This is a genomic window from Providencia sp. PROV040, from assembly GCF_032706145.1.
GTDB classification, from domain to species: Bacteria; Pseudomonadota; Gammaproteobacteria; order Enterobacterales; family Enterobacteriaceae; genus Providencia; species Providencia hangzhouensis.
The window spans coordinates 3,894,355-3,920,871 of the sequence record NZ_CP120530.1; the positions used below are offsets into that span (position 1 = coordinate 3,894,355).

Annotated in this window: 29 protein-coding genes; 15 read left to right on the forward strand and 14 right to left on the reverse strand. The window is 41.1% G+C overall.

Annotated features, from left to right (window positions below; genetic code table 11):
- Positions 1-37: 37 nt before the first annotated feature.
- Positions 38-2,383, reverse strand: coding sequence for an aerobic respiration two-component sensor histidine kinase ArcB (arcB, locus tag P3L40_RS18145; RefSeq protein WP_004258220.1), 2,346 nt, complete (start codon positions 2,381-2,383; stop codon positions 38-40).
- Between the two features lie 300 nt (positions 2,384-2,683).
- Between arcB and P3L40_RS18150 the strand changes: the two genes are divergently transcribed.
- A complete protein-coding gene (locus tag P3L40_RS18150; protein ID WP_210853260.1) occupies positions 2,684-4,090 on the forward strand; it encodes an FAD-dependent oxidoreductase in 1,407 nt (468 codons plus the stop codon).
- A 73-nt stretch (positions 4,091-4,163) separates the two neighbouring features.
- Here the strand turns inward: P3L40_RS18150 and sspB are convergent, their stop codons facing one another.
- From sspB to zapE, 5 genes are all read right to left on the reverse strand, one after another.
- On the reverse strand, positions 4,164-4,655 hold the full coding sequence (sspB, locus tag P3L40_RS18155; RefSeq protein WP_172412237.1) for a ClpXP protease specificity-enhancing factor: 492 nt from the start codon (positions 4,653-4,655) through the stop codon (positions 4,164-4,166).
- A gap of 7 nt (positions 4,656-4,662) precedes the next feature.
- Positions 4,663-5,304 carry a stringent starvation protein SspA gene (sspA, locus tag P3L40_RS18160; protein WP_004258227.1) on the reverse strand — a complete coding sequence of 214 codons (642 nt, stop codon included), beginning with the start codon at positions 5,302-5,304 and terminating at the stop codon, positions 4,663-4,665.
- A 545-nt stretch (positions 5,305-5,849) separates the two neighbouring features.
- A complete protein-coding gene (gene rpsI / locus P3L40_RS18165) occupies positions 5,850-6,242 on the reverse strand; it encodes a 30S ribosomal protein S9 (protein WP_004258235.1) in 393 nt (130 codons plus the stop codon).
- A gap of 14 nt (positions 6,243-6,256) precedes the next feature.
- Positions 6,257-6,685 (reverse strand): 50S ribosomal protein L13, encoded by a 429-nt coding sequence (gene rplM / locus P3L40_RS18170; RefSeq protein WP_004258237.1) that lies wholly within the window; start codon positions 6,683-6,685, stop codon positions 6,257-6,259.
- A gap of 307 nt (positions 6,686-6,992) precedes the next feature.
- Positions 6,993-8,123, reverse strand: coding sequence for a cell division protein ZapE (zapE, locus tag P3L40_RS18175; RefSeq protein WP_136134914.1), 1,131 nt, complete (start codon positions 8,121-8,123; stop codon positions 6,993-6,995).
- A 346-nt stretch (positions 8,124-8,469) separates the two neighbouring features.
- On the opposite strand from zapE, the gene zapG reads away from it, so the two are divergent.
- The 3 genes from zapG to degS all read left to right on the forward strand — a co-directional run bounded on the left by zapG (position 8,470) and on the right by degS (position 11,827).
- The gene (zapG, locus tag P3L40_RS18180; RefSeq protein ID WP_004258244.1) at positions 8,470-8,874 is read left to right on the forward strand and encodes a Z-ring associated protein ZapG; all 405 of its coding nucleotides are present in this window, start codon (positions 8,470-8,472) and stop codon (positions 8,872-8,874) included.
- A gap of 378 nt (positions 8,875-9,252) precedes the next feature.
- Entirely contained in the window at positions 9,253-10,647 is a 1,395-nt protein-coding gene (locus P3L40_RS18185; RefSeq protein WP_036958026.1) for a Do family serine endopeptidase, read from the forward strand.
- Between the two features lie 115 nt (positions 10,648-10,762).
- Complete coding sequence (gene degS, locus P3L40_RS18190; RefSeq protein ID WP_004258255.1) at positions 10,763-11,827, forward strand: outer membrane-stress sensor serine endopeptidase DegS; 1,065 nt, start codon at positions 10,763-10,765, stop codon at positions 11,825-11,827.
- Positions 11,828-11,925: 98 nt separating this feature from the next.
- Here the strand turns inward: degS and murA are convergent, their stop codons facing one another.
- From murA to mlaF, 7 genes are all read right to left on the reverse strand, one after another.
- Entirely contained in the window at positions 11,926-13,188 is a 1,263-nt protein-coding gene (gene murA / locus P3L40_RS18195; protein ID WP_004258258.1) for a UDP-N-acetylglucosamine 1-carboxyvinyltransferase, read from the reverse strand.
- A gap of 52 nt (positions 13,189-13,240) precedes the next feature.
- The gene (ibaG, locus tag P3L40_RS18200; protein WP_004258269.1) at positions 13,241-13,495 is read right to left on the reverse strand and encodes a BolA family iron metabolism protein IbaG; all 255 of its coding nucleotides are present in this window, start codon (positions 13,493-13,495) and stop codon (positions 13,241-13,243) included.
- A 222-nt stretch (positions 13,496-13,717) separates the two neighbouring features.
- A complete protein-coding gene (gene mlaB / locus P3L40_RS18205) occupies positions 13,718-14,008 on the reverse strand; it encodes a lipid asymmetry maintenance protein MlaB (RefSeq protein WP_094961515.1) in 291 nt (96 codons plus the stop codon).
- 1 nt (position 14,009) lies between these two features.
- Entirely contained in the window at positions 14,010-14,639 is a 630-nt protein-coding gene (gene mlaC, locus P3L40_RS18210; RefSeq protein WP_004258271.1) for a phospholipid-binding protein MlaC, read from the reverse strand.
- A gap of 35 nt (positions 14,640-14,674) precedes the next feature.
- Positions 14,675-15,178: an outer membrane lipid asymmetry maintenance protein MlaD gene (gene mlaD / locus P3L40_RS18215; protein ID WP_004258272.1), complete on the reverse strand. Its 504-nt coding sequence runs from the start codon at positions 15,176-15,178 to the stop codon at positions 14,675-14,677.
- A 3-nt stretch (positions 15,179-15,181) separates the two neighbouring features.
- Complete coding sequence (gene mlaE, locus P3L40_RS18220; RefSeq protein WP_004258277.1) at positions 15,182-15,964, reverse strand: lipid asymmetry maintenance ABC transporter permease subunit MlaE; 783 nt, start codon at positions 15,962-15,964, stop codon at positions 15,182-15,184.
- A gap of 6 nt (positions 15,965-15,970) precedes the next feature.
- On the reverse strand, positions 15,971-16,774 hold the full coding sequence (gene mlaF, locus P3L40_RS18225; protein WP_004258281.1) for a phospholipid ABC transporter ATP-binding protein MlaF: 804 nt from the start codon (positions 16,772-16,774) through the stop codon (positions 15,971-15,973).
- A 476-nt stretch (positions 16,775-17,250) separates the two neighbouring features.
- Here mlaF and kdsD point away from each other — a divergent pair, with 476 nt between their 5' ends.
- The 11 genes from kdsD to rnk all read left to right on the forward strand — a co-directional run bounded on the left by kdsD (position 17,251) and on the right by rnk (position 24,912).
- A complete protein-coding gene (kdsD, locus tag P3L40_RS18230) occupies positions 17,251-18,219 on the forward strand; it encodes an arabinose-5-phosphate isomerase KdsD (RefSeq protein WP_036958027.1) in 969 nt (322 codons plus the stop codon).
- Between the two features lie 14 nt (positions 18,220-18,233).
- Positions 18,234-18,794: a 3-deoxy-manno-octulosonate-8-phosphatase KdsC gene (gene kdsC, locus P3L40_RS18235; protein WP_004258291.1), complete on the forward strand. Its 561-nt coding sequence runs from the start codon at positions 18,234-18,236 to the stop codon at positions 18,792-18,794.
- 16 nt (positions 18,795-18,810) lie between these two features.
- Positions 18,811-19,386, forward strand: a complete 576-nt coding sequence (gene lptC / locus P3L40_RS18240; protein WP_004258294.1) for an LPS export ABC transporter periplasmic protein LptC — start codon at positions 18,811-18,813, stop codon at positions 19,384-19,386.
- A 1-nt stretch (position 19,387) separates the two neighbouring features.
- The gene (gene lptA, locus P3L40_RS18245; RefSeq protein ID WP_004908264.1) at positions 19,388-19,948 is read left to right on the forward strand and encodes a lipopolysaccharide ABC transporter substrate-binding protein LptA; all 561 of its coding nucleotides are present in this window, start codon (positions 19,388-19,390) and stop codon (positions 19,946-19,948) included.
- A gap of 5 nt (positions 19,949-19,953) precedes the next feature.
- Positions 19,954-20,679, forward strand: coding sequence for an LPS export ABC transporter ATP-binding protein (gene lptB, locus P3L40_RS18250; RefSeq protein ID WP_004908261.1), 726 nt, complete (start codon positions 19,954-19,956; stop codon positions 20,677-20,679).
- Between the two features lie 42 nt (positions 20,680-20,721).
- The gene (gene rpoN / locus P3L40_RS18255; protein ID WP_004258305.1) at positions 20,722-22,167 is read left to right on the forward strand and encodes an RNA polymerase factor sigma-54; all 1,446 of its coding nucleotides are present in this window, start codon (positions 20,722-20,724) and stop codon (positions 22,165-22,167) included.
- A 22-nt stretch (positions 22,168-22,189) separates the two neighbouring features.
- A complete protein-coding gene (gene hpf / locus P3L40_RS18260; protein ID WP_136134916.1) occupies positions 22,190-22,477 on the forward strand; it encodes a ribosome hibernation promoting factor in 288 nt (95 codons plus the stop codon).
- A gap of 93 nt (positions 22,478-22,570) precedes the next feature.
- Positions 22,571-23,038, forward strand: coding sequence for a PTS IIA-like nitrogen regulatory protein PtsN (ptsN, locus tag P3L40_RS18265; protein ID WP_004258311.1), 468 nt, complete (start codon positions 22,571-22,573; stop codon positions 23,036-23,038).
- A gap of 119 nt (positions 23,039-23,157) precedes the next feature.
- Positions 23,158-24,009, forward strand: a complete 852-nt coding sequence (gene rapZ, locus P3L40_RS18270; protein ID WP_004258318.1) for an RNase adapter RapZ — start codon at positions 23,158-23,160, stop codon at positions 24,007-24,009.
- A gap of 5 nt (positions 24,010-24,014) precedes the next feature.
- On the forward strand, positions 24,015-24,287 hold the full coding sequence (gene npr / locus P3L40_RS18275) for a PTS phosphocarrier protein NPr (protein ID WP_004258320.1): 273 nt from the start codon (positions 24,015-24,017) through the stop codon (positions 24,285-24,287).
- A 214-nt stretch (positions 24,288-24,501) separates the two neighbouring features.
- Positions 24,502-24,912, forward strand: a complete 411-nt coding sequence (gene rnk, locus P3L40_RS18280) for a nucleoside diphosphate kinase regulator (protein WP_004908251.1) — start codon at positions 24,502-24,504, stop codon at positions 24,910-24,912.
- Positions 24,913-25,045: 133 nt separating this feature from the next.
- Here rnk and pmbA read toward each other — a convergent pair whose 3' ends face one another.
- On the reverse strand, positions 25,046-26,386 hold the full coding sequence (gene pmbA / locus P3L40_RS18285) for a metalloprotease PmbA (protein WP_004258326.1): 1,341 nt from the start codon (positions 26,384-26,386) through the stop codon (positions 25,046-25,048).
- Positions 26,387-26,517 lie beyond the last annotated feature (131 nt).

Genomic DNA, 26,517 nt, shown 5'->3' on the forward strand with positions numbered 1-26,517 from the left:
TTGGCGCAGTATTCGCGCACCCCAACTTCGGTTGGGGTTATTTTTTTGTACGCTCATCAACCCAGTTTCTCAAAGTTTCTATATCTGCTTTCCAATCCTGTTTTAATTCATCGACCCATTCTTGCACATTGTCCCACCATGCAGGTAAATCAGGAGATTGAATCTGTTGTGCAATTTTCTGTAAGTTCTTTAAGCCAACAGAACCTGCTGCGCCTTTGATTTTATGAGCCTCCTCAACAATCCCTTTTTGGTCTTTAGCCACCATATTTGAATCAAGAATAGCTAAGTAACCCGGCAGCATTTTTTCAAAGACATCTAGGCCATCATAAATAAGCTTAGGGCCAACTAACTCAATATACTGTTCTAGCATATCGCAATCGAGCCTAGATTCATCAACACTCGAAGTCTCATGCTCACCCGATATTTCTTCAGGTTGAGTAGATTGTTCCCCCCAAAATTGCTCAATAATTTGGGTCAATGCTGGAACTGATAATGGTTTACTCAATACCCCATCCATACCTGCATCAAAGTATTCTTTTTTATCTTTAAGAACATTTGCCGTTAAAGCAATCAATGGTGGTAAGTCTTGCTTATCATACTGCTGTTTGAGTTGCCGAGAGATATCTAGGCCTGTCATATCAGGTAATTGGATATCCAATAAAACTAAATCATATTCTCCAGGGGCAAACATCTCGAGAGCATCTTTCCCATTCATTGCTACATCAACCGTATTTCCTAAATTTTCTAATACAGAACAAGCAACAACAACATTCAGTTCAATATCTTCTACGAGTAAAATATGTAATGCAGGCAATGGGTAATCGTCTTCACTATCTTGCTGTTCAATAACATGACTTTCAACAACAGGCGCTGTGATAGATAAAGTAAAAGTGGAGCCTTGTCCTATTTCACTTTCAACTTGTATATCGCCTCCCATATTTTGTGCTAAGCGACGAGATACAGAAAGCCCAATACCCGTTCCAGTTGCAGGTTTACCTCCAGCAGAATCTGTTACTTGGTAATACATTGCAAAGATTTTATCTAATTCGCCCTTAGGTATACCTATGCCACTATCCTGAACCCTGAAAAACAGTTTATTTTCAGCTTCTTGCCAAATACTAAGCTTCACTTCACCTTTTTGCGTGAACTTAACTGCGTTACCAATTAAATTCCACAATATTTGCCGCAAACGAGTCCCATCAGTTAACACCGTTTTCGGTAATGCAGGGGCAACATCCATGACAAATTTAAGCCCTTTTGGCTGTACCAATAATCCACTTAAATTCTCTAAATCATTCACAAATTCAGATAATGTGATGGGCTGGTTATCTAACTGAACTTTACGGCGTTCAATTTTATCCATCTCAATAATATCATTGAATATATTACCTAACGTAACGGCACTTACATGAATAGTTTTTAAATAGCTAGATTGTTCCGAAGTTAAATCTGTATCTAATAAAATTCGGCTCAAACCAACAATGCCGTTAAGGGGGGTACGAAGCTCGTGGCTGATTGTAGAAATAAAGGTGGTTTTCTCCCTACTCGCGCTCTCTAACGCCTCCTGATAGCGTTTACGCTCCGTTATATCGCGCCCAAAGCCCATCAGACCATGGCGTTTACCAACGCGATCATAAAAAGGCACTTTACGAAGTTCAAAACAGGCTTTACGACCATCTGGATATACCAACCATTGTTCATAAGTGAGAGAAACATTATGACGAAATACTTTTTCATCGGTTTCCATAACCTTAGAGGCAATTTCAACATCATAAATATCTAATGGAGTTAACCCAACTAAGTGTTTTTCACTTTTTCCAGTCAATAGTTCCATTGCCCGGTTACACCCCGAAAACTCATTATTTTCGTTGCGGTAATAAACTAAATCAGGTGAGGCATCGAGGAATGAACGAAGTAAAACAGATTGCTGCTCAAGTTCAATTTGCGTCTGCTCACGGTACTTCATTTCTTGTTTTAATTGTTCCAGAAGTTCTAAATGAGCACGCTCTGCTTTTTCTCGCTCTAGAATTTCAAGGTTAAGCTGTTCAATATTTCCCTGTAACTGAGTGTTTAAATCAGCATCACGTTTTCGCATAACTTCAAGTTTATCAACCATTCGCGATAAACGCTGCCGAGACTCTTCAAGCTGCTCAACCACCACCGACAAAAAGTAAACAGCTAATGGGGTAATAATTAACCCAAAGAAAATTGACCCCACCATATCGAGGCTATCAACATGCCCTCTTAAAACAATTGTCACTGCCATTTGCATTATCATGGCGAGAACAACAAGTGCAGATGCGAGTAACAGAGAAAATCGCACCAGCCCGAGCTTCATCATTAAATCGACATAGTATTGCGCAAGGCCGCGAAGTACTTTCATAACCACCCCTTAGTTAAATTCTCTTTGAATCATATATCAAACAAGGCAGTTTCGGATGATTATTCACTCGAAATGTCGATCCTGCTCATTCAATAGCCATTTTTTACTATTAATGATAAAAAACAATCAGGTATTTTCTTTGTGTTAGATAAAGTAAAAATTTATTTTGGGTGTTTTTTAATCAAAATCACATAAAAATCAAAACAATAACGCTACTGTTTCTTGTGGAAGGCCGCTAAAATCAAAGTAAAAGCCCAAGCTATCTCAAGTAAAATCAGACAAAATTCAGTAAGGAATGCCATGAGTTCAAATATTTTCGGTCCCCAACGTTGCGAGCCCCCTAAAAAAGCGCTGGAAATCCGTAAAATAGAGTTTACTGAAGCCTATGAATCCAATAATGCCGTCGATGCACAACAGCAAGCCAGCCGCTGTCTCTCTTGCGGTAGCCCTTTTTGTGAATGGAAGTGCCCACTACATAATCCAATATCGAAGTGGCTCAAGCTTGCTGCTGAAGATAAAATTATCGAAGCGGCTGAATTATCTCACCATACCAATAGTTTACCTGAAATCTGTGGGCGCGTTTGCCCACAAGAAAAACTCTGCGAATTAGCATGTGTACTTCATGATACAACAGGTTCTGTGACTATTGGTCATATTGAGCGGTATATTAATGATACTGCTTTTGCGATGGGGTGGCGGCCAAACCTTTCCCATATTAGCTCTGTAAACAAACGTGTCGCCATTATTGGTGCAGGCCCTGCGGGTCTTTCTTGCGCAGATGTGCTTATTCGAAATGGTGTAAATGTCGTCGTTTTTGATAAACACCCTGAAATAGGGGGCCTACTAACCTTTGGTATTCCGTCATTTAAGCTAGAAAAGAAGCTAATGGTCCAAAGACGGGAAATATTTACAGAAATGGGTATTCAGTTTCAATTGAATACTGAAGTAGGGACAGATGTCTCTCTAAACGAGCTTCTTTCCAATTATGACGCTATTTTTATTGGTACTGGTACTTACCAAGCAATTCGAGGTAACTTACCTAAAAAAGCGATTCAGGGCGTTTTTGAAGCACTTCCCTATCTAATCGCAAATACACGCCATTTAATGCAACTTTCCAACCCTAATGGCGAACCCTATATTAATTTACACGCAAAAAGAGTCATTGTATTAGGAGGTGGAGATACTGCAATGGATTGCGTACGTACCGCTATTCGTCAAGGAGCGAAGCAGGTTAGCTGTTTCTATCGTAGAGATGAACAAAGTATGCCAGCCTCACGAAAAGAAGTCGCTAATGCATTAGATGAAGGAGCCCAGTTCCATTTTAATATGCAAGTCACTGAATTTGTGATTAATGAACAGCAACAACTTATGGGAGTTTATACCGCTCGTACGCAAAATGGGGAATTAGAAAATGGCCGTTATCAAGTAGAACTAATTAAAGATTCAACTTTTTTTATCGAAGCCGATGCCATAATTGTGGCTTATGGATTTATTCCTCATAACCAAATTTGGTTAGATAAACCGTTAATCCAGCGCGATAAATATGGTCATATTATAGCAAACCGTAACAGTCCCTTTCCTTATCAAACCTCCCATGAAAAAGTGTTTGCCGGCGGGGATACAATAAGAGGCTCAGATCTTGTTGTGACTGCTATTGCTGATGGGCGCAATGCTGCTGAAGGGATTTTATTATTTTTAGGGGTTTAATGATTCATTTATATAAAAAACAGAGGGTTTATTCCCCTCTGTTCATTCATTAACTGCTAACCCGGCTAATGGATTATTTGACAACCCTTAACGAAGGCCGACCTTTTGGTGGTCGTGGTGGTTCATCCCCTGATGGCTCATGCGAATTTTCATCCACAGATTCAGTTTCATGAACTAAAGAAATGTTGTCTTCAAGCTCTTCGACCTGTTCAAAACCTGCTGATAACTCTGCATCATAAGCAGCTTCAGGCTCAAACATCATTCCAGCCCCATTTTCACGTGCATATACCGCCATAATTGCGGCCATTGGGACATAAACTTGGCGAGGTATCCCACCAAAGCGAGCATTAAAACGCACTTCTTCGTTGGTTATTTCAAAATTACCAACAGCTCTTGGCGCAACATTCAATACAATTTGCCCATCTCGAGCAAATTCCATCGGAACGTTAACCGCTGGAACGGTGACATCAACCACCAAATGCGGAGTCATATCGTTATCAAGCAACCACTCATAGTGGGCACGTAACAAATAAGGGCGACGTGGTGACATTGCTGTCATTTCCATCATTCTTTTAGCCTCTTGTAGACAAACGCATTTCGCGCTCAGATTCAGTCAACGATGCTAAGAATGCGTCACGTGCAAACACACGTTGCATATATAATTGCAGATATTTGCTGCTAGATGGGTTCAATTCAATACCGAGTACAGGTAAACGCCATAACAATGGAGCTAAATAGCAATCTACGAGACTAAACTCTTCACTCATGAAGAATTCCATTTCAGCAAAAACAGGAGAAACCGCAATCAGTTCTTCAGAGAGTTGGCGACGAGCATTTGCTGCCTCTTGCGCACTACCATTCTCTATTTTGCTCATTAATGAATACCAATCATTTTGAATGCGGTGCATCAATTGACGGCTAGTCCCACGTGCAACTGGATAAACAGGCATTAATGGCGGATGAGGAAAACGCTCATCAAGGTATTCCATGATAATGTGTGGGTCATACAGAGTCAGGTCACGATCAACTAATGTTGGAACGCTTTGGTATGGGTTGAGATCAATCAGATCTTGAGGCAGATGACCGGGTTCGACATGTTCAATTTCAACACTTACCCCTTTTTCAGCCAAAACAATCCGTACCTGATGGCTAAAAATGTCAGTAGGGCCAGAGAACAATGTCATTACCGAACGTTTATTAGGAGCGACAGCCATTAAAACCTCCAAAATACAAAATGGACGAAATGTAATTAATTTTTAATTACCCATTACCCATTTTAAAATCCCCTGTGTTTAACTCTCATTTATCCATACTGAAAGCCAACACAACCCTCCCGCACAGTAAAGGCGAGAAATGTGAAATAAAAAAACAGGGGCATATTCTAACAGATTTTGTACAACTTAGGGGGGGCACACCGAAAAAATCACAGATTTATTTCATTTTTAGGCTCAAAAAGATAAAAAATTAGAATTTTCAAACGAAAAAGCAAAGGCAATAAGAATAAAAAACCTAAAGTGAACTCTAGGGTTCGAGTTATATTTAGTAGAATTATCCCAATATTGTTCCACTAATAATTATTTTTGATTTTAGACTAAATTATTATTTTTCTCTTTTATTATATTCATTCTTTTATAAAGAATCATAATTAGACACAGCTATTCTAGCATCAATAATAAAAATGTAAGTAAAACAATAGGCAATAAAAAACCCGCCATTAAGACGGGTTTTTTCATCAATTTTATACCCAAAGGGTAATAAATTAACGTTTGGAGAACTGTGGACGACGACGTGCTTTGCGCAGACCCACTTTTTTACGTTCAACAGAACGCGCATCACGGGTAACGAAACCAGCTTTACGCAGATCAGAACGAAGAGTCTCATCATAAGCCATCAGTGCACGAGTAATACCGTGACGGATTGCGCCTGCCTGACCTGAAATACCACCACCTTTAACAGTGATGTACAGATCCAATTTTTCCAACATTTCAACCAACTCTAACGGCTGACGAACGACCATGCGCGCAGTTTCGCGACCAAAGTATTGTTCCAGTGTACGTTGATTGATTGTGATGTTACCGCTACCCGGCTTAATAAAGACACGAGCAGATGAGCTTTTGCGGCGACCAGTGCCGTAGTATTGATTTTCAGCCATTGCTATAATCCCGATTAAATGTCAAGAACTTGCGGTTGTTGAGCCGCGTGGTTGTGCTCATTACCTGCGTAAACTTTCAGTTTACGGTACATTGCACGACCCAGAGGTCCTTTTGGCAACATGCCTTTAACCGCGATTTCAAGCACACGCTCAGGACTGCGAGCAATCATTTCTTCGAAAGTTGCTTGCTTGATTCCACCTACATGGCCAGTGTGGCGATAGTAGATTTTGTCTTCGCGTTTATTGCCGGTAACAGCAATTTTTTCTGCATTCAGAACGATGATGTAATCACCAGTATCCACGTGCGGAGTATATTCCGCTTTATGCTTACCGCGCAGACGGCTAGCAATTTCAGTTGCAAGACGGCCTAAAGTTTTGCCATCTGCATCAACAACGTACCAGTCGCGTTTTACGGTCTCTGGTTTAGCTGTAAAAGTTTTCATTAAAACTTACCCAATATTGAAGTTACACGTTGGTGAACACTCATGTTCATAAGCTTTCTGAGGTTCACACGACTCTTTGTCCAGTAAACCTACCCCTTCGAGCAGCCTAACTGGCATTAATGCGTTATTTTTTGGGAAATAAAAAACAACGCTGTAACGTGGGGTCGCAAGATTATAGAGAAGTCAGAAACAAAAATCGACCCCAAATGCATTTTTTTTACGTTTGCTCAAATAAACATCGTATACTGTACTTAAATCATGCAATTCAGGTAACTTGTTCGCTAACAACCCTGCTTTGTCGTTTACCTTAAGTTAAATGAGGTATTTTCAGGTACTCTTCACTTTGCATTTCTTGCAATCGAGACAAGCAGCGTTGGTACTCAAAAACCAAAAGTTGCCCTTGATACAGCGACTCCATTGGCACTTCAGCATTAATGACTAATTTAACTTTTCGTTCGTAAAACTCATCAATTAACGCTAAAAAACGACGTGCTGGATTTTCATCTGTTATTCCCATCACGGGGACATTGTACAGCAACACAGTGTGGTAGCAATTTGATAGGTAAATGTAGTCATTTTGGCTACGAGGCTCTTCACACAGAACTTTAAACTCGATGGCTAGCACCCCTTCCGCAGCATGAATGGCTTGCATCTTACGATGATTAACCTCTAAAACGGGATTTTGCTCCCCTTGCTTACCCGCCAATTTAACGAAAACATCATCTAAATGCTGACGATTTTGAGAATTAATTGGGGATAAAAAAAGATGCGCTTGAGTTAAAGTTCTTAAGCGGTAATCAATGCCTGCATCGACATTCATTACATCACAGTATTTTTTAATTTGCTCAATAGCAGGTAAGAAACGAGCTCGCTGCAAACCGTTACGATAGAGATTATCAGGGATGATATTTGAGGTAGCAACCAGTGTGATACCTCGAGCAAATAGCCCTTCGAGTAAAGTGCCAAGGATCATAGCGTCGGTAATATCTGACACAAAAAATTCATCAAAACACAACACATCTGTTTGTTTTTTAAACTCATCCGCAATAATATCCAGCGGGTTCTCTTGCCCTTGTAATGCCATCAAATCTTCTTGTACTTTCTTCATAAAGCGATGAAAATGTAAGCGAATTTTACGGTTACCCGGTAAACTTTCGTAAAACATATCCATCAGCCATGTTTTTCCACGCCCTACTCCGCCCCACATATATAACCCTCTTACTGGGGTAATTGGTGCTGTCGATGCTTTACCAAGAAGGCGGCTAAAGCGTTGCTTTAAACCTGAGGGCTTATCTTGTAAAGTGGAAGAAGTTGTATTAACAAGCTGCTGATATATTTTATCTAAGCGTTCTACAGCGAGCTTTTGTACGTCATCTGGCTGGTAGTTTCCATCAGCCAGCGCTTGTTGATAACGCATTGTAGGGGTCATCGGCGACATTAACTGAATAATCCTTAAAAATTTTTCGGTTTTTTTACCGTTATTTGATATACACTGCCTTTATTATAACCAGATTCAGTTATCATTTAACTTTCGGTTAACGAGCCGCTATAGAGTAAGGAAATTCGATTTAAGATTCCACTCTTAATAAGTTGTTGACTAATTTAACCTACCTACTCAGGGCTTGTAGATTTTGTCATCACTTAACTAGCCAAATTACAATATGTTAAGACGCTTTACTTGACGCTTACATGCAACTTGAATTATTTAAGGTATAGTAACGGTAACAACATTTAATTTCTGCGAACATTGAATCTGTGAACATTGAAGTAATGAAGGAGTCAGCATGACCTGGGAGTATGCATTAATCGGATTGATTGTGGGTTTTATCATCGGTGCATTAGTTGTGCGCTATGGCAACCCAAAGCTTCGCCAACAAAAAACAGCGCAAGCTGAGCTAGACAAAAAAAGTACTGAACTCGAAGAGTACCGTAAAGAACTTGTTAGCCATTTTGCTCGTAGCGCAGAATTATTGGATAAAATGGCGCGCGATTACCGCCAGCTTTACCAACACATGGCACAAAGTTCATCTGAATTAATGCCTGATATGCCAGCACAAGACAACCCATTTAACTATCGTTTAACCGAATCTGAAGCAGATAACGACCAAGCGCCTGTTAAAATGCCACCAAGAGATTACTCAGATGGTGCTTCGGGTCTATTCCGTCCTATTGATGAGAAAGAAAAGTAAATTTTTATCTTTTATCACCAGTAAGCAGTGCTTACTGGTGATTTCCTATAAAACCTACTAAATTTTATCACTTTCCGTGTGTCTTCCATTATTAAATTTTTAGTTAATAATTCTGAACAAGATTTCCATCCAAATATAATTTAATAATTTATTTATCTACTGTATAGAAGTTAAAGTTTCACTTAAGGTACATGTAAATAGATGTAAAAGAGTGGATATTCGCTACCCGTCATGGGAACTTTTGCGCATAATCGGTGGTCATAGTCATCAGTAAAATTGAATCTGATACCAACCAATATTATCTCAACGCATTGTGTTTCTTCTAAAACTGCATTCACAGTGAGTTGATAACTTATTCTTGAGAGAATCGACTGAATTATGAAAAGAAAAAACTTTTTTCTTACCGCAGTAGCAATGAGTTTAGGCTTATCTTTAGCGGCTATTCCTGCGGTTAGTAGCGCAGCATTGCCTGCCACTTTACCTGCAACAGCACAAAGCCAGAACATGCCTAGCTTAGCTCCAATGCTTGAAAAAGTATTGCCAGCTGTAGTGAATATTCATGTGTCTGGTACTCGCGTACAGAACCAACAAATTCCAGAAGAGCTTAAATTCTTTTTTGGCCCGAATATACCACAACAGCAACAAAGCGTACGTCCATTTGAAGGCTTAGGTTCTGGTGTCATTATTGACGCTCAGCAAGGTTATATTTTAACCAACAACCATGTAATTGATGGCGCCGACAAAATACAAATTCAATTAAACGATGGCCGTGAAATTGCCGTTAACTTAATTGGGAAAGACCCACAAACCGATATCGCGTTATTGAAAATAAGCAATGCAAAAGATATCAAAAACTTAACTGCTGTTAGTATTGCAGACTCTGACAAATTGCGTGTAGGTGATTTTGCGGTTGCAGTCGGGAACCCATTTGGTTTAGGGCAAACAGCAACATCTGGCATTATCTCAGCATTAGGTCGTAGCGGCTTAAACCTTGAAGGCCTAGAAAACTTTATCCAAACCGATGCTTCCATTAACCGTGGTAACTCTGGTGGTGCTCTCGTTAACCTAAACGGTGAATTAATCGGTATTAACACGGCGATTTTGGCACCTGGCGGCGGTAATATCGGTATCGGTTTCGCGATCCCAAGTAATATGGCTAAAAACCTTAGCGAGCAGTTAATTAAGCATGGTGAAGTAAAACGCGGGATCTTAGGTATCAAAGGTACTGAAATGAACTCCGATATCGCTAAAGCATTCAATATTGATGCACAGCGTGGCGCTTTCGTGAGCGAAGTTTTACCTAAATCATCCGCAGCTAAAGCAGGCATTAAATCCGGTGACGTTTTAGTCTCTGTTGATGGTAAACGTATTAATAGCTTCGCAGAGTTAAGAGCTAAAATCGGTACTAGCCAAATTGGTAAAGAGATCACTATCGGTTTAATCCGTTCAGGCAAACCGATGGAAGTCAAAGTGGTTCTTGAGAACGATGAAGGCTCAACAACTAAAGCTGAAAAGTTGAGCGAATCCTTATTAGGTGCAACGATTTCTAATGCAACCGTTAGCAATACTAAAGGTGTACAAGTTGATAGCGTGGCACCAAAATCGCCAGCTGCCGCCATTGGCCTCGTAAAAGGCGATTTAATCTTTGGTGTTAATGACGCTCGAGTTGAGACTATTGAACAATTCCGTAAGATTATTGATGCTAAACCTCCTGTATTAGCAATGAAAGTATTACGTGACGGTGAAACCTTATATTTACTGATGAAAAATTAATTCATCAAAAACCATCTGAAAATCAACAAAACAGGTACAGTATCACTCTGCTGTACCTGTTTTTTTATGTTATGCTCTGAACATGTTTAAGCAATAACTAAATATTCTATATCCTATGGTGAAGAAGCTAACCTTATCTGTCATGCTTGGCCTGTTGACTGCATTGATTATTATCGTTGCGGTTCCTTCGTTGCGCCCTCAAGGTTTAGCCGACTTATTATATGGTAAAACAAATAGCGAGCCCGTCAGTTATAATAAAGCAGTACGCCGTGCTGCGCCTGCAGTAGTCTATGTTTACAGTAGCTCAAAAGGTAGTTTTTCCCAGTCAGGGCGTGAATTAAAATCCCTCGGTTCGGGTGTGATCATGAGCCCAAATGGCTACATTATCACGAATAAACACGTCGTTGATAACCCAGACCAAATCTTAGTCGCTTTACAAGATGGTGCTATTTTTGATGCCTTACTGGTTGGCTCGGACCCATTGACTGATCTCGCCGTATTGAAAATTGACGCTGATAACCTACCCGTTATTCCAATTAATACGCAACGGGTCACTCATGTTGGTGATGTCGTACTCGCTATTGGTAACCCTTATAACATAGGCCAAACCGTTACTCAGGGGATTATCAGTGCAACGGGTCGCGTAGGGTTAAGCTCTACCCGTCGGCAAAATTTCCTGCAAACCGATGCCTCAATCAACTCGGGTAACTCTGGCGGGGCATTAATTAATACCGAGGGGGAGTTAGTTGGCATTAACACACTTTCTTTCACAGCAGGCCAAGGCATTAGTTCTGAGGGGTTAAGCTTTGCCATTCCAACCGCCCTTGCCACTAAAATCATGGATAAGCTAATCCGTGATGGCCGAGTGATCCGTGGTTATATTGGTATTACGGCGCGTGAACTGCCTCAAATTAGGTCAAATAACAATAATATTAACCAAATACAAGGCTTGCGGGTTTTCCAAGTTGCCCCAAATGGGCCAGCAGCTAAAGCGGGCATACTACAAGGGGATATTATTTTATCGGTTGATGGCAAACCTGCCATTTCAGCCGCAGAAACTATGGATCTAGTCGCAGAAATTCGCCCTGGAAGCAAGACCGCAGTGCAAATCTTACGAGATGGCGAAATTAAAAATATTGATGTGATTATTGAAGAAATTCCTGATGAGCAGGCAGGATAATCATTGATAAATACTCTTTCGTAAAAAAAGGTTGCTCGATATCGAACAACCTTTTTTGATTCGCTGAATGGAGGAGCCCCATTCACCCTACCAATGCATTAATCATCTGAATGTACGCGTTGAATATCAGCACCTAAGCCACGTAGCTTATCTTCGATGTGCTCATAACCACGGTCAATATGATAAATACGGTCAACTGTCGTTGTCCCTTCAGCAATGCAGCCCGCAATAACTAAACTTGCAGATGCTCGTAAATCTGTTGCCATTACCTGCGCACTAGTTAATTTTTCAACACCGTGACATAACACAGTATTGCTTTCAATTTCAGCATGAGCTCCCATACGGATCAGCTCAGGGATATGCATAAAACGATTTTCAAAAATCGTTTCAGTGATCATCCCCGCCCCATCAGCAACAAGATTAAGTAAGCTAAACTGTGCTTGCATATCAGTTGGGAACCCTGGGTGTGGTGCTGTACGTAATGTCACCGCTTTTGGACGCTTGCCTTCCATATCTAGGCTAATCCAATCATCACCGATTTCAATTTTAGCCCCAGCTTCACGCAATTTAGCTAGCACCGCATCCAGTGTATCTGGGCGAGCATTACGGCAGATGACTTTACCGCGTGAAACCGCAGCAGCAATCAAGAATGTTCCCGTTTCAATACGGTCAGGCAGTACTTTATAAACTCCACCGCCTAAACGTTCAACACCTTCAATTACAATGCGGTCAGTCCCTGCCCCAGTGATTTTTGCACCTAGGGTATTTAGGAAGTTAGCGGTATCTTCAATTTCAGGTTCACGTGCCGCATTTTCAATTATTGTGGTTCCTTCAGCTAAGGTTGCCGCTGTCATAATAGAGACTGTCGCCCCCACACTGACTTTATCCATCACAATGCAAGCACCTTTTAAGCGACCATCAACCGTTGCTTTCACATAACCATCTTCTAAAGCAATCTTTGCGCCTAATTGCTCTAAACCAGAAATATGTAAATCAACAGGGCGAGCACCGATAGCACAACCACCTGGTAAAGAAACTTCACCATGACCAAAACGAGCGACCAATGGCGCTAAAGCCCAGATGGATGCACGCATGGTTTTAACGAGGTCATAAGGCGCGCAGTATGTCGTTACCGTGCTTGCATCGACATATACTGAGCCATTGCGTTTTACTTTAGTACCAAGTTGATTTAATAATTTAATCGTTGTGTCAATATCCCTCAAATGAGGGACATTCTGTATTTCTACTGGCTCTTCAGCCAACAGAGCAGCGAACAGAATTGGTAATGCCGCGTTTTTTGCGCCAGATATCGTGACCTCACCCTCTAAGCGGGTTGGTCCTTTAACTAAAAACTTATCCATTCAAGTATTCTCGTATGTCGAATTTTACAGTCTGTTCGCTTAGGCTTTGAAATCAAAGGCCACTAAGTTTACGATCGCGCTCCCATTGCGCAGGGGTGTACGCTTTAATAGACAAAGCATGAATGCGGTTATCCGCAATATACTCCATTAAAGGTGCATAAATTGCTTGCTGTTGCTTAACACGGCTCATGCCGTCAAACATGTCACCGACAGCAATAACCTGAAAGTGGCTACCATCACCAGTAACAATAGCCTCATTCAGAGACAATTTTTCCATCAATACTTGCTTAATTTCGTTGGTATCCATAATGACTCAATTTATTAATTATTTGTGATTTATAATTTTACTCTAAATAGTGCAAATTGCATGCGTTGCATACAGAAACATCGCAATAAGAACAGCCAGAGCTTAATCCTCTATCCTAAAGGATTAGGCTTAACACTTAAACCAAAGAAAACGCCTCTCATGCCGAAAAGCACATAGAGGCGCTCATTTTTACATAACTTGACCCAATTTAGGATATTTAACCTAATTGAGAATAACCTCTTGAACCCCGTATAGCTCAATCAATGTCTTCAAGTTATCACTGACACCAGTAATATTCAGTGAACGGTTTTTAGCTTGGAATTCACCTTTTAAGCGAACGAGCATCGCCAACCCTGTTGAGTCCACATGTTTAAGACCAGAAACATCTATACTTTCAGTATGTTCTAGCGATGACTCTTTTCTATTCCAAAACGACATAAGCGAATCACGGTCTAATGTCCCGTTGAAATATAGCGTTGTTTCAATGAGTTCCCATGCTAACAACTGACTCATATTACTTATTCTCTTCTAAAGTAATAGGTGCTTTTGCACTGATTTCTAACTGTTTTGTTAAGCCATCAACACCTTGCTTACGTAAAATATCACCCCATTCATTTTGCTTAGTTGTGATCATACTCACACCTTCTGCAATCATGTCGTAAGCTTGCCAGTAGCCAGTTTTACTATTTTTACGCCATTGGAAATCTAAACGTACGGGAGGGCGGCCGTTGGTATCAACAATAGTCACACGAATAGCAACAATGTTTTTATCTCCCAACGGTTGCTCTGGTGCTATTTGATACGTTTGACCATGGTACATGGCCAATGCTTGACCATAAACTTGCTCAAGGTAATCTTCAAACGCTTTGAAATAAGCCTCACGCTGTGCTGGAGTTGCCCCTTTATAATAGGTTCCTAACACCAAAGCCCCTGCATATTTAACTTGTACATAAGGTAATAATTCCTCACGAACAATTGTTCTAAGGTACTCAGGGTCTTGCTTAATTTTAGGTTGCTCTGATTTCAAGCGGTTAAACGTTTTCGCCGCCGCTTCATCCATTAATTTATAAGGGTTGGTTTGGTCTACTGCCATGGCAAATGGCGCAATTGCCAACATAGCAACCATCATTAAACGTTTAAACATAATTCATTCCTTTATTCTTCAAAGGGAGCATCAAATTACTGTGCAGTTGACTCTGGCTCTGCACCTTGGCTATCACCACTTTTATATAAAAACTGGCCAATTAAGTCTTCTAATACCATAGCTGGCTTAGTATCTTCAAGACGCCCGCCATTTTTTAAGATTGCTATACCTAATTCTTCATCATCTGGGCCGATATTCATTGCAATATACTGTTCACCCAACAAACCTGACGTGCGAATTGACAGCGAGCTTGAATCAGGAATATTGTCGTATTCGCTCAATAAATCAATTTTAACTTCAGGAACATAATTCTTTTTATCTAGTGTGATACTGGCAACGCGGCCAACCACCACACCACCAACTTTAATTGGTGAGCCTTCTTTTAAGCCACCAATATTTTCAAAAGAGGCTGAGATTTGATAGGTGGATTGGCTTCCTATCGATTTTAAATCAGCGACTTTTAAACATAAAAAGATAATTGCGGCAATCGCCAGCAACATAAAACAACCAACCCATATTTCACTTTTTTTACTTTGCATGACTTAGTTCCCAAACATCAGTGCGGTAAGTACGAAATCCAGTCCTAAAACAGACAATGACGCATGCACAACTGTTCTTGTTGTAGCTTGGCTTATCCCCTCCGAAGTTGGGATGGCATCATAGCCATTAAATAATGCGATCCAAGTCACTGTGATAGCAAAGACTAAGCTTTTAATCACACAGTTGACTAAATCTAGCCGCCAATCGACGGAAGATTGCATTGAAGCCCAGAAAAAGCCCTCATCAATCCCCTTCCAGTCAACCCCAACTAGTGCGCCACCTAAAATACCGACAGCAACAAAAATAAGAGATAACAACGGCATACTAATAAAACCAGCCCAAAACCGTGGGGCTATCACACGCCTAAGCGGGTCAACTGCCATCATTTCAAGGCTAGAAATTTGTTCAGTCGCTTTCATTAAGCCAATTTCAGCTGTTAATGCAGAACCCGCTCGTCCAGCAAACAACAAGGCGGTCACAACAGGGCCTAATTCACGTAATAGTGAAAGTGCCACCATCATACCTAAGCTAGCTTCAGCACTAAACGTAGTGAGAACCAAATAACCTTGTAACCCTAAAACCATCCCAATAAATAACCCTGAGACAGCGATGATCAGCAATGACTGCACACCAATAGCGTACAATTGCTTCATCAATAATGGCCATTGTTTACGAAACTCTGGTTTGCCGAGTAAGGCGCGAAACAGCATGTAACCTGCTCGACCAAACGCGGAAAATATATCAATCCATCGGCGTCCGAAGGCTGCTATCGCCTTTATTATCATCTTATTTTACCCTAATAAATCAGCTAGATAATCATTGGCGGGAAAACGGAATGGAACAGGCCCATCCGCAATACCATCAAGAAATTGTCGCACACGAGGGTCTTGGTTTTCACGTAATTCCTCGCCTGTTCCCTGAGCAATGACGTGCTGCTGTGCAACAATATAAGCATTATCTGCGATGCTCAATACTTCTGGAACATCATGGGAAACCACGACACAGGTCACACCCAGTGCTTGATTAAGCTCATCAATCAATTTAACCAAAACCCCCATAGTAATCGGGTCTTGACCGACAAAAGGTTCATCAAACATGATTAAATCTGGGTCAAGTGCGATAGCACGCGCTAATGCAGCACGCCGTGCCATACCACCTGACAATTCGGATGGCATTAATTTTGCGGCGCCACGTAAACCAACCGCCTCTAATTTCATCATTACCGTAGTGTGAATCAGCGATTCTGGCAGATTCGTGTGCTCACGTAGAGGGAAAGCCACATTATTGAATACGTTCATATCCGTAAATAGCGCCCCTGATTGAAACAGCATGCTCATCTTTTTACGGGACTGATACAGCTTTGAGCGTGACAGTGTTGGAATATTGTCACCATCAAACCAAATTTCACCTTCGTTTGGCCGTAATTGGCCCCCAATCAAGCGCAGTAATGTGGTTTTACCAATCCCTGACGGCCCCATAATTGCCGTAATTTTTCCACGGGGAACGGTCAGATTAATATTCTCAAATATTTTCCGATTTCCTCGAGTAAAGGACATGTTCCGTACTTCAATTAAGTTGTCTGTCTGTGCTTGCATGTTAAATAACTCGTTATACACCACGCGTAAATGTTTTTATCCGTTCAGATGTTACCGAAAGATAAACTGAAAATCGTCAAATATCACAACAAAATAGAATTTATAGTATTATAGCGTCGAAAATATGACTTTTAGAATTACAACTCTGTTTTTATCAAAAGGAAACAGAGAAAAGACAATATAATTTATTTATAGTCAGCAAAAACTATCACTATTAACAGCAGATAGCTCTTAGAATGTTGTGATTACCTAACTTGAGGATACGCGAATTTGCATATCTATTTTTGGTTCAAGATGCTAATAAAACCATCTTGTACGTATTAAATTCTACATCGAAGCACCCTAAAATACTCATTAAGTATAAAACTAACATTAAAAAGTGCTTAACTGACAAAATACTTACTGATACTAAGTATTCGTTATACAATTTGATTTCGCTAATCCGATTAACTTAAAAGCTACGCATGGAACTAGAAATGTCAAACTTCGATTTTCAGAAAGTAGGTAAAGAAGTTCTCCATATCGAACACGAAGGTTTAAAAAACCTAGAACAATATATCAATACTGACTTTGACAACGCTTGCCAGCTTATTTTTAACTGTGAAGGCAAAGTCGTCGTAATGGGAATGGGGAAATCGGGGCATATTGGCCGTAAAATTGCCGCTACACTAGCAAGTACAGGAACGCCATCATTTTTTGTTCACCCAGGGGAAGCTAGCCACGGTGACCTTGGGATGATTACTCATAAAGATGTTGTGTTAGCTATTTCAAATTCTGGCGAGTCTGGGGAAATTTTAGCCTTACTTCCTGTTTTAAAAAGAATTAAAGTGCCTTTAATCTGTATGACTAACAACCCTGAAAGTAATATGGGAAAATATGCAGATGTCCACTTGTGTATCAAAGTACCTCAAGAAGCCTGTCCTTTGGGGCTAGCACCGACCACGAGTACAACAGCGACACTTGTAATGGGAGATGCATTAGCTATTGCCTTATTAACTGCACGCGGGTTCACGGCGAATGATTTTGCGCTTTCGCATCCAGGTGGCGCACTTGGGCGCAAACTTTTACTCCTCGTTCGTGATTTAATGAATACGGGTGATGAAATCCCCCATATTCCTAAAAGCGCGTCTTTACGTGAGGCTTTAGTGGAAATCACCCGTAAAAAACTGGGGATGACAGTCATTTGTGATGATGACATGAATATTGAAGGTATTTTCACTGATGGGGATTTACGCCGTATCTTTGATATGGGAATCGACCTAAATAACGCTAAGATTGCTGATTTAATGACCCCCGGTGGAATTCGGGTATCACCAACAATGTTAGCGGTTGAAGCACTAAATTTAATGCAATCTCGGCACGTGACTTCGTTATTAGTCGCAAATGATAATAAATTAGTCGGTGTGCTACATATGCATGATCTGCTACAAGCCGGTGTTGTATAACATAAGGAAATACCATGACATCTACCTTTTTGGAAACCTGCTATGGCCCTGTTGCCAATACTGTTTTAAATAAAGCAGAAAAAATCAAATTACTGATCTGTGATGTTGATGGTGTCATGTCAGATGGCTTGGTCTATATGGGGAATAATGGCGAGGAACTCAAAGCTTTTAATGTCCGTGACGGCTATGGGATACGCTGCTTATTAACTTCCGGTATTGAAGTCGCCATCATAACAGGAAGAAAAGCGAAACTTCTTGAAGATAGGGCTCAAACATTAGGCATTACATATCTTTACCAAGGTCAAAGCGATAAGCTTTTGGCGTATTACGAACTGTTAGATACACTACAATTATCAGCTGAAGAAATAGCTTATATTGGAGACGATCTGATTGACTGGCCTGTTATGGCCAAAGTAGGCTTATCCGTCGCCGTCGCTGATGCCCATCCTTTGTTATTACCGAGAGCTGATTACGTGACTCGTATTGGTGGGGGAAAAGGTGCAGTCCGCGAACTTTGTGACCTTATTTTGCTTTCTCAAGACAAACTGGAAGAAGCAAAAGGTTTATCAATATAACGAATAGATTGAATTCATGAGCAATGCGAAGAAGTGGTTAATTGTTATTTTATCCTTAGTAGTATTAGGCCTTATCGGCTGGAATTTAGCGGGTAATGATTCCGACAGTGCAGAGGATAAAGTAATTAATGATGGGCAACCTAATTATCAAACTGATGATTCAGTGACTTTTGTCTATAATCCAACGGGTAATTTAGCGTATAAACTCGTTTCAGAGAAAATAGATAATTATACTGAAGGAAAAATCACGTGGTTTTCGAAACCAGTTCTAACCACTTATAACGAAGCTGGCGAGCCAACCTGGACGGTTAAGGCTTTCAAAGCACGGTTAACGAACGATAGAATTCTCTATTTATATAGCGATGTTCAGGTTGATAGCTTAACCAAAGAGTCGCAGATCCAACGAATTACAACTGAGAGTGCAGTTGTCAATTTGACAACACAAGACGTTTCATCTGATGATAAAGTGACCATTATTGGACATGGTCTCAATTCTACCGGTATGAAAATGAAGGGAAACCTTCGTACAAAAACGGCTGAATTAATCGAAGATGTAAAAACTCATTATGTGTTACAACCAGAAGAGCATTAAAATGAATCAAGTAACTAAGAAACGTTTTATTCAAGGAGCTGTTGCCAGTGCAATTTTGGCTCTTAGCCTACCTGCGATGGCATTAAAGAGTGATACGCAGCAGCCAATGACGATTAATTCGGTCAAACAATCTCTTGATTTAGAAAAAAACGTCACCACCTTTACTGATGATGTTGTTATTAAACAAGGTTCTATTGATATCAGAGCCAATAAAGTGGTTGTAACACGTCCAAGTAGTGACTCGGATAAAATTGTGATTGAGGCCTTTGGGACCCCGGTTACCTTTTACCAATTACAGGATGATGGTAAACCGATTAAAGGCCATGCCAGCAAAGCCCGTTATGAGGTTGATAAACAACTCGTCACATTAACAGGTAATGCCTATCTTGAGCAGTTAGACAGCAATATTCAGGGTGACAAAATTACCTATTTAGTTCCAACGCAACAAATGGAAGCGTTTAGTGATAAAGGTAAACGCGTCACCACCGTGATACTGCCGGCACAGTTGCAAGAAAAAGGCCCTGCGGCAAATAAAAATTCATCAGCAAGTAAGAGTAAATAACTGTTATGGCGACACTAACCGCTGAAAATCTAGCTAAAGCCTATAAAAAACGTAAAGTCGTTGAAGATGTCAGCTTGGAAGTTAAATCAGGTGAAATCGTTGGCTTATTGGGGCCAAATGGTGCCGGTAAAACAACGACCTTTTATATGGTGGTGGGTATTGTTCAGCGGGACGCTGGCAAAATTATGATTGATGGTGAAGATATCAGCCTTTTACCGCTGCATGAACGTGCGCGCCGCGGAATTGGCTATCTTCCTCAAGAAGCCTCAATTTTTCGCCGCCTCAGTGTTTATGATAACTTAATGGCTGTGTTAGAAATTCGCGAAGATTTGAGTTCCCAACAACGTAAAGAACGTGCTGAAGAACTGATGGAAGAATTTAGTATTACTCATCTTCGCGACAGCATGGGGCAGTCGCTATCCGGTGGGGAGCGCCGCCGTGTGGAAATTGCTCGTGCACTTGCTGCTAACCCAAAATTTATTTTATTAGACGAACCTTTTGCGGGTGTTGACCCTATTTCCGTCTTAGATATCAAAAAAATTATTCAGCACTTAAGGGATTACGGCCTCGGTGTGTTAATCACCGACCATAACGTGCGTGAAACCTTAGATGTGTGTGAAAGAGCCTATATTGTCAGCCAAGGGCACTTAATTGCTCATGGGTCACCAACCATGATCTTAGAGAACGAGCAAGTAAAACGTGTATACTTGGGTGAAGGTTTCCGGTTATAAATTATCGTGTTGTCATTTTTTTAGGGAGATTAAAGCAGATTCATGAAGCAAAGTTTGCAGCTTAGAGTCAGTCAACAACTTGCAATGACCCCTCAATTGCAGCAAGCTATCCGCTTGTTGCAGCTGTCTACACTTGAGCTTCAGCAAGAAATTCAACTCGCCTTGGAAACAAACCCACTGCTTGAGCAAGAAGAATTAAATCCCGAGACTGAATCTATTGACTCCCTGAATGAAAATGCGGATACCAGTGAGCTTGATACCAAAGATGCGCTCGAAAACCATGATATGCCGGATGAGCTCCCTTTAGATACTAATTGGGATGAAATATATACGGCAGGAACGCCGTCAGGCACCAGTAATGATTATAATTTTGATGAACTCCCTGTTTATCAAGGTGAAACTACGCAAACATTACAAGATTACCTGACGTGGCAAGCTGAACTGACCCCTTTTACTGACACGGACAGAGCAATAGCTACAGCTATTATTGATTCAATAGATGATTCCGGTTACCTGACAACAGCTATTTCTGATATACATGAAGGGATTGATAACCCAGAGATTAGTATTGAAGAAGTCATTGCTGTCCTAAAACGTATTCAGCATTTCGACCCATTGGGTGTCGCAGCACAAGACTTAAAAGAGTGTTTATTAATCCAATTGTCACTCTACCCTAAGGAAACTGATGGGCTACAAGATGCAAAGCTCATTATCAGTAATCATATTGATTTATTGGCTAACCGTGACTTTCGTCAGTTGGGGAAATTAACTCGTTTAAAAGAAGATGCCCTAAAAACTGCGATAGACTTAATTTTAACGCTGAATCCAAAACCAGGCCAATCCATCAATACTGGGGAGTCGGAATACGTTATTCCAGATGTTTTAGTGAAAAAAATCGCAGGGCACTGGCAAGTTGAATTAAATACAGATAGCATCCCTAAACTAAGTATTAATAACCATTATGCTTCGATGCTAAACAATTCAGCAAATGAAGATGATTCTCAATATATTCGTAGTCATCTACAAGATGCAAAATGGCTGATTAAAAGCCTTGAGAGCCGCCACGAGACACTATTAAAAGTCGCGACTTGTATTGTAGAACAGCAACAAGAATTCTTTGAGCTGGGTGAGGAACACATGAAACCGATGATACTGGCCGATATCGCCTATCAAGTGGACATGCATGAATCAACTATCTCACGAGTGACAACTCAAAAGTTTCTCCATAGCCCACGAGGCATTTTTGAGTTGAAATATTTTTTCTCCAGCCATGTCAATACGGACACAGGTGGCGAAGCCTCCTCAACCGCAATTCGAGCATTGGTGAAAAAACTGGTTGCTGCTGAAAACCCAGCAAAACCATTGAGTGACAGTAAATTGACGAGTATGCTTGCAGAACAAGGCATTCAAGTCGCTCGCAGAACTGTTGCTAAGTATCGAGAATCGTTATCCATTCCGCCCTCTAACCAGCGTAAACAACTGGTTTAATTGATAAAATAAGGAAGATTGTATGGAATTTCAGATTACTGGACACAATATTGAAGTTACTCCTGCATTGCGCGAGACTGTTGAGAAAAAACTCAAAAAATTGGAGCAATTATTTGATCGCATTAATGGTATCCAAGTTGTCTTGAAAGTTGAAAAAGTTCAGCAAATTGCTGAAGCAACCGTGCAAGTTAATGGAGCGGATCTCCACGCATCAGCGGAAGAAAATGATATGTACGCTGCTATAGATGTACTCGTAGACAAGCTGTCGCGCCAATTAACCAAACATAAAGAAAAACTGAGACAACATTAATGCATTGATGCGGCTTATTAATTAGCCGAATAATGTTTCAAACCAGATGGTGGGATACACTATCTGGTTTTGTAGTCCTAAGTGAACAATAAAATGAATAGTGATATAGAAATCCAGTTAAACGTTGTTTTATCATCAGCCTGTACACGTAATAATATTGTGTGCACGAGTAAAAAAAGAGCTTTAGAAATTATTAGTGAGCTGGCTGCCGTTGAATTGGAATTACCTGAAAATACGGTATTTGAAGCGTTATTAACCAGAGAAAAAGTTGGCACAACAGGTATTGGTGGTGGTATTGCCATTCCTCATGGAAAGCTGAATGAAGGTGAAAGTAGCCGTGCTGTCGGCGTCTTTTTACATCTAGAGGAACCCATTGCTTTTGATGCAATTGATAATCAACCTGTTGACTTGCTTTTCGCCTTACTTGTGCCATCTGACCAATGTAAAACGCACCTGCATACGTTGTCGCTTATCGCCAAAAAACTAGCCGATAAAACGCTCTGTAAACGCCTACGCAGTGCACAAAGTGATGAAGAGCTATACAGCATAATTACAGAGTAAGTGATAAATTATGTATCTTGCCATATGCAAATGATATTGTTATGGTTTCTAAATAATATTAATTGGCAAGTACTGCTTTTCAAGAAACTCATTATTAGGAAACAAAAGGGAGCAAGCTCATGGTGCTGATGATAGTCAGCGGCCGTTCCGGTTCGGGGAAATCCGTTGCCTTACGTGCGCTGGAAGATATGGGTTTCTATTGCGTAGATAACCTACCGGTTGTATTACTACCGGAGTTAGCGAATTCACTGGCTGATCGTAACATTTCAGCAGCGGTTAGTATCGACGTGCGTAATATGCCCGATAATCCAGAGATTTTCGAAGAAGCGATTGATAAATTGCCTTCAACCTTCTCTCCTCAATTGTTGTTTCTAGATGCTGACCGCAACACGCTTATTCGCCGTTACAGTGACACTCGTCGGTTGCACCCACTTTCAAGTAAAAATCTTTCACTTGAGAGCGCAATAGATGAAGAAAATGAGTTACTTGAGCCTTTACGCTCTCGTGCTGATTTAGTCATCGATACTTCTGAAATGTCCGTTCATGAATTAGCTGAAATGCTAAGAACACGTTTGATGGGCAAGCGTGAGCGTGAACTGACAATGGTGTTTGAATCCTTTGGTTTCAAACATGGTATTCCTATTGATGCCGATTATGTATTCGATGTACGGTTTTTACCCAACCCACACTGGGACCCGAAATTGCGCCCGATGACAGGCCTTGACCGGCCAGTCGCTGCATTCTTGGATAGGCATACTGAAGTCCATAACTTCATCTATCAAACTCGTAGCTATTTAGAATTATGGCTGCCGATGTTAGAAACCAATAACCGTAGCTACTTAACTGTTGCAATTGGCTGTACGGGAGGTAAACACCGTTCCGTGTATGTCGCAGAGCAACTTGCCGACTATTTCCGTTCCCGTGGTAAAAACGTGCAGTCACGCCACAGAACATTGGAAAAGCGCAAATAACAGCAATGACAGTAAAAGCCACAATAACGCTCAAAAATCGGCTTGGAATGCATGCAAGGCCTGCTATGTTACTCTATGATTTAGTTAAACAATTTAACTCAAGAGTTATTTTGCGTAATAATAATCAAATTGAGGCTGAGGCCGATAGCGTTATTGCGATGTTGATGTTAGACTCAGAACAAGGCAGTAAGATTGATATCGAAGTTAGCGGCCCAGATGAAAACCAGGCCTTGTCCGCAATTATCAACCTATTCGAAAACAGGTTTGATGAAGAATAGCTGATATCGCTGATGAAAAGCAGCTGAGTTTCAAGCTAGCTACTGATAATATCAATCAGTAGATTTTTATCTAGGCAGGCTTAGAGATCGTGATCATGATCTCTTCCCTTTAAAGCGTATAGCGCCTAATATTTTAAACAAACTTATTTCTAGCGACACCCCCTACCTTATGGGTGGGGGGTGTTTGCTTTGTATGTCTCTATTGGAGTGTGGTATGACAAAGCCAACAATTATTATCAATGATTTAGATGCTGAACGTTTAGATGCACTGATGGAACAGCCGGCTTATGCGGGCACACCAGTTGCCGAAGCGCTCAATGATGAACTTGACCGTGCAGATATCTTAAGCCCGCAAGAGATCCCTGCGGATGTGGTCACGATGAACAGTACCGTTCGCTTTTTGGATTTAATCAGCAACGAAGAACGCACACGCACCTTAGTTTACCCTGCGTCCCTGAAAGATAGTGCAGAGCAGCTGTCTGTTATGGCACCGATTGGGGCAGCTTTGTTGGGATTGCATGTAAACGATGAAATCAGCTGGGAACTGCCAAACGGTGTTCAAACGCGTGTTCGCGTACTGGAAATCGTTTATCAGCCAGAAGCGGCTGGTGAGTTCCACCGTTAATAACGATAACGGCTGAATTAAGGAAGGCTTAGCGAAAAAAGTTTTATTTAAAAAACTCAGGTAAGTCCTCTGACATATTCAGGCACTCAATTGAGTGCCTTTTTTGTTGCCTTTAAATGGGCAGAGTAGAAACCTACTCCCCGGCAATACTCATTTCTGGGATCAGTACCGAACCACACTGAATATTACTGCGAGTTTCAATATCATCAGCGATAGTAACCATATTCGCCCACATCTCTTTTAGGTTACCAGCAATGGTAATCTCACTCACAGGATACTGAATTTCACCGTTTTCGACCCAAAAACCTGAAGCCCCACGAGAGTAATCACCAGTGATACCACTAACCCCTTGTCCCATTAATTCAGTAACGACTAGCCCTGTTCCCATTTGTTTCAGCAATGCTTCGAATGAAAGCCCTTGCCCTGCAATACGCCAGTTATGGATGCCTCCAGCATGCCCAGTACTTTGTAAACCCAATTTTCTTGCAGAATAGCTGGTCATTAACCACGTTTGCAAAACGCCATTTTCGACAATATTGCGCTCACAAGTGCGTACGCCTTCGCTATCAAAAGGTGATGACGCCAACCCGCCCATTAAATGGGGTTGCTCATTGATAGTTAGCCAGCTTGGTAAAATTTGCTTTCCTAAGCTATCGAGTAAGAAAGAAGATTTACGGTAAATACTGCTGCCACTAATGGCACCAACTAAGTGACCAAATAGGCCTGTTGCCACTTCTGCAGCAAAAATAACAGGGGCTTTCATTGTCGGTAATTTACGTGGCGATAAACGAGATAAAGTACGACGAGCACACTCCTGCCCAACCCACTCAGGCGACTGTAATGCCCCTAAGCTACGGCCAATCGTATAAGCGTAATCACGCTCCATTTCACCATTTTGCTCAGCAATCACACAACTTGACATCGAATAGCGGCTTGAACAATAGCTTTGCAGCATGCCATGGGAGTTACCAAATACACGAACCCCGTAGTGCCCATTAAAGCTACCGCCTTCCGTATTCACAATGCGGGAGTCTGCATTTAATGCTGACATTTCCGCAATCGACGCTAAGCGGATCGCTTCTTCAGGAGAAAGTTCGCTCGCTTGAAACAAATTGAGGTCTGGTGCTTCAAAAGCCAGCAAAGATTTGTCTGCCGGCCCTGCACACGGGTCTTCTGAGGTATAGTTAGCAATATCAATTGCCGCCTGAACAGTCCGTTCAATAGCTTCAGGGCTTAAATCTGTTGAAGACGCACTGCCTTTACGTTGTTGATAATAAACAGTGATCCCTAGCGCTCCATCACTGTTAAACTCAACATTTTCGACTTCCCCTTGGCGGGTACTTACACTAATCCCAGTGCTTTTGTTTACTGCGACTTCCGCAGCATCACAACGTGTTTTAGCAAATTCTAATGCGTGCGCGACGGCTTCTTCGAGTTTTTTACGTTGTTCGGTGACTTGTTCAGTTACACTCATGCTTTAGTCCAATCAATAATGTGGGGGAAACGTGATTTTCTGCCCTAACAAGCAAATGCTAGGTAGTCATAGAGGGGTTTTCCCAGTTACAATATATAATAGATGAATGTTAACACTCACAACACAGTAAA

What these genes read in the sequence shown, in the direction of transcription:
- murA (WP_004258258.1), bottom strand. Translation starts at nt 13,188, where the DNA reads ATGGATAAGTTTTTAGTTAAAGGACCAACCCGCTTAGAGGGTGAGGTC.
- pmbA (WP_004258326.1), bottom strand. Translation starts at nt 26,386, where the DNA reads ATGAGTGTAACTGAACAAGTCACCGAACAACGTAAAAAACTCGAAGAA.
- rapZ (WP_004258318.1), top strand. Translation starts at nt 23,158, where the DNA reads ATGGTGCTGATGATAGTCAGCGGCCGTTCCGGTTCGGGGAAATCCGTT.
- zapE (WP_136134914.1), bottom strand. Translation starts at nt 8,123, where the DNA reads ATGTCGCCGATGACCCCTACAATGCGTTATCAACAAGCGCTGGCTGAT.
- rplM (WP_004258237.1), bottom strand. Translation starts at nt 6,685, where the DNA reads ATGAAAACTTTTACAGCTAAACCAGAGACCGTAAAACGCGACTGGTAC.
- mlaD (WP_004258272.1), bottom strand. Translation starts at nt 15,178, where the DNA reads ATGCAAAGTAAAAAAAGTGAAATATGGGTTGGTTGTTTTATGTTGCTG.
- ibaG (WP_004258269.1), bottom strand. Translation starts at nt 13,495, where the DNA reads ATGGATACCAACGAAATTAAGCAAGTATTGATGGAAAAATTGTCTCTG.
- lptA (WP_004908264.1), top strand. Translation starts at nt 19,388, where the DNA reads ATGAATCAAGTAACTAAGAAACGTTTTATTCAAGGAGCTGTTGCCAGT.
- ptsN (WP_004258311.1), top strand. Translation starts at nt 22,571, where the DNA reads ATGAATAGTGATATAGAAATCCAGTTAAACGTTGTTTTATCATCAGCC.
- sspA (WP_004258227.1), bottom strand. Translation starts at nt 5,304, where the DNA reads ATGGCTGTCGCTCCTAATAAACGTTCGGTAATGACATTGTTCTCTGGC.
- kdsD (WP_036958027.1), top strand. Translation starts at nt 17,251, where the DNA reads ATGTCAAACTTCGATTTTCAGAAAGTAGGTAAAGAAGTTCTCCATATC.
- rnk (WP_004908251.1), top strand. Translation starts at nt 24,502, where the DNA reads ATGACAAAGCCAACAATTATTATCAATGATTTAGATGCTGAACGTTTA.
- arcB (WP_004258220.1), bottom strand. Translation starts at nt 2,383, where the DNA reads ATGAAAGTACTTCGCGGCCTTGCGCAATACTATGTCGATTTAATGATG.
- lptB (WP_004908261.1), top strand. Translation starts at nt 19,954, where the DNA reads ATGGCGACACTAACCGCTGAAAATCTAGCTAAAGCCTATAAAAAACGT.
- mlaF (WP_004258281.1), bottom strand. Translation starts at nt 16,774, where the DNA reads ATGCAAGCACAGACAGACAACTTAATTGAAGTACGGAACATGTCCTTT.
- mlaB (WP_094961515.1), bottom strand. Translation starts at nt 14,008, where the DNA reads ATGAGTCAGTTGTTAGCATGGGAACTCATTGAAACAACGCTATATTTC.
- sspB (WP_172412237.1), bottom strand. Translation starts at nt 4,655, where the DNA reads ATGGAAATGACAGCAATGTCACCACGTCGCCCTTATTTGTTACGTGCC.
- P3L40_RS18185 (WP_036958026.1), top strand. Translation starts at nt 9,253, where the DNA reads ATGAAAAGAAAAAACTTTTTTCTTACCGCAGTAGCAATGAGTTTAGGC.
- mlaE (WP_004258277.1), bottom strand. Translation starts at nt 15,964, where the DNA reads ATGATAATAAAGGCGATAGCAGCCTTCGGACGCCGATGGATTGATATA.
- P3L40_RS18150 (WP_210853260.1), top strand. Translation starts at nt 2,684, where the DNA reads ATGAGTTCAAATATTTTCGGTCCCCAACGTTGCGAGCCCCCTAAAAAA.
- kdsC (WP_004258291.1), top strand. Translation starts at nt 18,234, where the DNA reads ATGACATCTACCTTTTTGGAAACCTGCTATGGCCCTGTTGCCAATACT.
- zapG (WP_004258244.1), top strand. Translation starts at nt 8,470, where the DNA reads ATGACCTGGGAGTATGCATTAATCGGATTGATTGTGGGTTTTATCATC.
- rpsI (WP_004258235.1), bottom strand. Translation starts at nt 6,242, where the DNA reads ATGGCTGAAAATCAATACTACGGCACTGGTCGCCGCAAAAGCTCATCT.
- mlaC (WP_004258271.1), bottom strand. Translation starts at nt 14,639, where the DNA reads ATGTTTAAACGTTTAATGATGGTTGCTATGTTGGCAATTGCGCCATTT.
- lptC (WP_004258294.1), top strand. Translation starts at nt 18,811, where the DNA reads ATGAGCAATGCGAAGAAGTGGTTAATTGTTATTTTATCCTTAGTAGTA.
- hpf (WP_136134916.1), top strand. Translation starts at nt 22,190, where the DNA reads ATGGAATTTCAGATTACTGGACACAATATTGAAGTTACTCCTGCATTG.
- degS (WP_004258255.1), top strand. Translation starts at nt 10,763, where the DNA reads ATGGTGAAGAAGCTAACCTTATCTGTCATGCTTGGCCTGTTGACTGCA.
- rpoN (WP_004258305.1), top strand. Translation starts at nt 20,722, where the DNA reads ATGAAGCAAAGTTTGCAGCTTAGAGTCAGTCAACAACTTGCAATGACC.
- npr (WP_004258320.1), top strand. Translation starts at nt 24,015, where the DNA reads ATGACAGTAAAAGCCACAATAACGCTCAAAAATCGGCTTGGAATGCAT.